Here is a 4670-nt window from a genome sequence, read left to right as displayed (position 1 = left end):
GCCGGGCCGACGGGCCCGGCGACCGGTGAGCGATGATCGGTGACGGTCAGGAGGGGTTGTTCGCGTGGGTGAGGGTCGTCCATGCGTTGAAGTAGTTGTCCGTGCCGGACGGCCGGTGTCCCTCGGTGTACTTCTGGGCGTTGGACATGGCGATGCCGAGGCGGTTGTGGAGGGCGTTGTAGCCGACCTCGGTGACCTCGGCGAGGCCCTTCTTGACCGAGCCGCCGCACAGCCAGGACGGCACGGCGGTGCCGTTCTCATAGGAGGTGTGGAAGCCCAGCGCGTAGCGCAGCCGGTCCTGGATCTTCGGATAGAGGTCCTGGCCCTGGATGCGGCTGGTCTCCGCGATGTCCGCGACGGAGGCGATGCCCCAGCCGGTGTGCCCGAAGTCGCGGCAGGTCTCCTGGGCGAGGCCGTCGGCGAAGGTGCTCTGGCCCTGCCAGTACTTGATGATCTCGGCGCTGGTGTCGATGCTGCTGCCCGCGGGCGGCTTGGGCAGATCGCCGTCGCTGGTCAGATATATGTACGCCGGGACGCGGGCGAGATAGGTGGCGACCGCCTTGTCGTAACTGGTGCGGTCCTCGATGAAGACCGAGATGCCGATCGCCGCCTCGGTCATGACCAGTTCCCAGTTGCCGTTCTTGGTCGCCGCGCCGTTGATCACTTCGGGGAGGTATACGTTGCGTAGCATGGTCGCGAAGCGGCCGGCGCCCGGCCAGCCCCCGTCGTAGGTGTACTTGATGATCTCGGCGGCCCGCGGCCAGGTGGATCCGGACCAGCCGGTCTGCAGCGGGGCGTTGCTGTTGGTGTGATCGGTGATGGTCGCCGACCAGGCGTCCATGATCTCGATGGACTTCTTGGCGTATCTGCTGTCCCGGGTGAAGTACCAGGCGAGCGCGTCGGTGTAGGCCGCGATGGCGTCCTGGCGCTCGTCGGTGCAGCCGTAGTTGGGGTTGGAGGAGGAGCCGCACTCCACGACGGCCCGCGGCTTGGGGGTGCGCGAGAGCGAGGCGTAGGAGCTGGCCAGCATGTCGTCGTACGCGGCCTTCCAGGGCTGCTGGCCGGCCTGCACCTTCGAGCGGGCGTAGTCGAGCTGGGCGCGGCTCACCAGGACGCCGGGGTGGGCGAAGGTGGTCGGCGCGGCCGTCGCCCGTGGGGCGGCCGGCCCGGTGAACTGCAGGCTCAGCAGGCCGGCCAGCAGGGCGAGAACGGTGCACAGGGCGGTTCTGGTTCGTGTCATCCGGTGACCTCTTCCGTTCACGAATGGGAACGCAGTTCCGAATACGGATAGGAATGGCCTGGACCATAAGAGCCCTGTGTGGACATGTCAATGTTCGTGATGCCGGTCAGTAGTCCAGCCGCGGGTACCAGTCGTCACGGCCGCCCGGTGTCAGGTCCAGCAGATTCCAGACGGGGCTGAGGAGGTCGATCCCGCGCTCCTTGATGTCCTCGGCCATCCGCGGATGGGCGGAGTAGCGGTGGCGGACCGTGCCATCGCCGTCCCGGGTGAAGACGGAGATCGTGGAGTCCTGCTCGCCGTCCTTGTCCTCGCTGCCGAGGTCGTATTTGAAGGTGCTGTCCCCGCAGCTCAGCAGGCGCAGCCGGGACCAGCCGCGGTCGCGGGCGAGCTGCCGCAGGGCGGGCGGGTCGGCGGCCGCGGCGATGACGAAGTCGGCGTTCCGGGCGATGTGGTGGGCGACGCCGTTGTAGCCGTCGGTCCACAGGGTGCACATCGGGCACGGCTCGGTCTGCGACTTGCCGTACATGAAGTGGTAGACGATCAGCGGCCGGTCCGGGGCGGTGAACAGCTCGCTCAGGGTGGTCTCGCGGACGGGGGAGTCGCCCGCGTCGAGGCCGGCGGGGCCTTCGATGAAGACGTAGTCGTCGACCGCCGGCCCCTGGGGGAGCGCCCGCCGCTGGGCCGCGACCCGTTCGCGGTGGCGCATGAGTTCGATCTCGGCGAGCCGGAGCTCTTCGCGGGCGGCGAGATAGTCCGCGGGCTCATCGGGCAGTCGGGTCTGCCGCAACATCGCATCCTCCTGGGTGGGAAGGCCCCGAGGGGATTCGAGTCTATGGCGGTTCCGGGGCGCGCCGAGGCCGAGAAATAGTGTGCCAAGCGAGAAGGTGCAGGTCAGGACGGTAACGGCCGGGCGGTGGGCTTGCTCCAGCAGGGAGCCCTGTCAGGCGTGGTCGGCGCAGCAGGGCGTCGGATCGGGGACTTCGAACGGTGCCAGCGCCCCGCCGGCGGCCGGCATCAGGGCGAGGGTGAGCCGCCCGTCCCGCCACTCGGGCCGTACGTGGTCGCGGGTGAGCACGGGCGTGGCGGGAGCGGGCCCCTGGCCGTCCGCCGTCGGCGCGCCGACCACGGTGACCCGGTCGATGGCGGTCAGGGCGAGCAGATCGGCCACGGTCACCGTGCCCGTGAGGCGTTCCACTCCGGGGTAGACCACGGCACGCCCGCCGCTGCGCCGGGCGTGCTCCGCGGCGGCCGACGCAGCCGCACGGGCAGCCTGCTGCGCGCCGTACGAGCGCTCACCCAGGACCGCGCCCACATCCGGGCGCTGCCATCCGGCGATGCGCTCCCATACGGCCTCGGCCGCGGCGGCGTCGGGCAGGGCGAGTGAGACGGCGGTGGAGCGGCGCTCGTCGGTGCGGATCAGATGGGTGCAGGCGACCGTGTTCGGCACGAGGGCGAGGTGGTCCAGCAGATCGTGGATCAGATGGTCGGCTTCGCGCAGATTCGCCGACCCGGCGTCCACCCCGATGAAGGAGTGGACGCCGGGTACGTCGTGGGGTGCGGTCATGCGGGCAGGACCCACATGGGGTTGGAGTAGAACCACAGGTCCTTCCACGGATCGGCGTCGCCGATCACGTCCATGGCCGGCCCCGCCGGGTCGACGGCGGCACCGCGCAGGCCGACGGCGCCACGGTTGCCGTCGGTGCCGCGCAGCCGCACGTACACCGGCTTGTCCACCCGGCCCAGGGAGTAGGTCAGGCGCACCGAACCGGTCGACCTGTCGACCTCGAAGGACTTCACGACCTTGGTGTCCGGGGTGGTGAAGGTGTCCTTGTCGGAGACCGGGCCGGTGACGGCGCCCTGGATGACGTCCACCCGGGCCAGCTTCGGCACGAACTGCGACCAGTTGGGCCCGTTGGCCAGGCTGATCTCCATGACCAGGTCGACCTGGGCGCCGCGGCGCACATGCAGCACATCGCCGAGGGTGATCGCGCGGCTGCCGGAGCGCAGCTGGGCGTTCAGGCCGCTGATGAGCCCGCCGTGGTCCACCCAGACACGTCCGGCGCGGATGCCGTCCATGACCGCCTTGTAGCCGAAGGAGGCGGCGCCCACGTGGGTACGGGAGTACTGGCCCGGCCAGAAGTCGGTGTCGGTGAGGCCCGGGCCGCCGCCGTAGACCGGGTCGTTGTAGCGGCCGTTGCCGTTGAAGTCGCTGTTCGGGCCGCGCACGGCGGTGTCGGCGTAGACGTTGTGGGAGTCGGAGTTGGCGGTGATCCACCAGGGCTTGCCCTCGGCGAGCAGGCTGTCCCACAGGCCGCCGACGGTGGCGGTCATCCAGTCGAAGCCGCCCCAGGTGCGGTAGCTCTCCAGCGGGTAGCCGGGGTAGGAGTCGGCGCCGGGGCTGTTGTCGTAGATGCCACGGGCCCCGCCGGGGCCGTTCGGGGCGGGCAGCCCGGCGGCCTGGTGGCCGGGGGCGCCCTCCATGCCGACGGCGATGGTCGGCTGGGCGTCGCGCCAGCCGCGGATCTCGTGCGGGGAGTCGATGCCCTTGCGCGCCGGGTGGTTGGCCAGGAACAGGATGTCCTTCACCCGGCGGCGCTGGACCTGCTCGGCGAGGAAGTTGACTCCCGCGATGGCCAGCGCCTCGTTGGCGGGGGTGTTGGAGGTGGCCTTCTTCACCGAGCCGTCGAAGGAGTTCTCGAACTCCTTCAGCACCGCCACCTCGTTCCTGCCGGGGTGTACGAACACGGTGCCGTGCTCGGCGGCCGGGATGTTCCACTCCAGGCCCTGGAAGACGAGGGTGTCGTCGATCTGGTCGCGGGCGGCGACGATGTCCGGGTTGACCTTCTCCACGCCGATCTTGGCGTGCGTCTCGCTGCCGTGGTCGGTGATGACCATCCAGTCGAGGCCGTGCGCGTTCGCCTGCCGTACGTGGTCGATGACCCGGTACTTGGCGTCCGAGCTGTACTGGGTGTGGATGTGGTGGTCGCCGGCCAGCCACAGATACCCGCCGGAGCGCTCGCTGCGGGAACTCGCCGATGCGGCTGTCACCGACGCGGGCTCCGCGGCCGCGGCCTGGCCCGCGCCACCGAGGACGCTGCCCGCCGCGAGGCCCGCGCCGAGCAGGCCGGTGCGGCGCAGCATGGAGCGCCGGGAGAGCTGGCTGGGGGTCAGCGCCTCGTCGGGCACCGACATGTCGAGGGCTGGCGGCAGGGACGATGCGTCGCCGCTTCCGTGGTGGTGGTGATGGTGGTGACCGTGGCCGTGTGTATGACCGTGGCTCATGTTCAACTCCCGCCGGCGCAGGCACGTACATGCTTGGGACGTGCAGATTCTGAAAAGCCGGCGTGAACGGGAGAGGTCCGATCGGTTGTGTGATGAGGAACGGCTGATGTGCGGTGGGCGCACATCTGGTGTGTGTGCCGGTGGCACC

The 4670-nt window shown here is 70.1% G+C and carries 4 protein-coding genes; all 4 read right to left on the bottom strand.

The features are described from left to right. Positions 1-46: 46 nt before the first annotated feature. The 4 genes from ACWDSL_RS51965 to ACWDSL_RS51950 all read right to left on the bottom strand — a co-directional run bounded on the left by ACWDSL_RS51965 (position 47) and on the right by ACWDSL_RS51950 (position 4522). Positions 47-1240, bottom strand: a complete 1194-nt coding sequence (locus tag ACWDSL_RS51965) for an alginate lyase family protein (protein WP_450496598.1) — start codon at positions 1238-1240, stop codon at positions 47-49. 106 nt (positions 1241-1346) lie between these two features. Next, positions 1347-2030: a DUF899 family protein gene (locus ACWDSL_RS51960; protein ID WP_450496596.1), complete on the bottom strand. Its 684-nt coding sequence runs from the start codon at positions 2028-2030 to the stop codon at positions 1347-1349. A 150-nt stretch (positions 2031-2180) separates the two neighbouring features. Further along, on the bottom strand, positions 2181-2804 hold the full coding sequence (locus tag ACWDSL_RS51955; protein ID WP_450496594.1) for a hypothetical protein: 624 nt from the start codon (positions 2802-2804) through the stop codon (positions 2181-2183). Next, positions 2801-4522, bottom strand: a complete 1722-nt coding sequence (locus ACWDSL_RS51950; protein ID WP_450496593.1) for a PHP domain-containing protein — start codon at positions 4520-4522, stop codon at positions 2801-2803. The genes ACWDSL_RS51955 and ACWDSL_RS51950 overlap by 4 nt, the downstream gene beginning before the upstream one ends. Between the last annotated feature and the right edge of the window lie 148 nt (positions 4523-4670).

It is taken from the genome of Streptomyces sp. NPDC000941 (assembly GCF_053599555.1).
This window is presented reverse-complemented; position numbering and strand designations above follow the sequence as displayed.

Coding starts and splice junctions, on each gene's coding strand:
- ACWDSL_RS51955 (WP_450496594.1), bottom strand. CDS start 2,804: ATGACCGCACCCCACGACGTACCCGGCGTCCACTCCTTCATCGGGGTG.
- ACWDSL_RS51950 (WP_450496593.1), bottom strand. CDS start 4,522: ATGAGCCACGGTCATACACACGGCCACGGTCACCACCATCACCACCAC.
- ACWDSL_RS51960 (WP_450496596.1), bottom strand. CDS start 2,030: ATGTTGCGGCAGACCCGACTGCCCGATGAGCCCGCGGACTATCTCGCC.
- ACWDSL_RS51965 (WP_450496598.1), bottom strand. CDS start 1,240: ATGACACGAACCAGAACCGCCCTGTGCACCGTTCTCGCCCTGCTGGCC.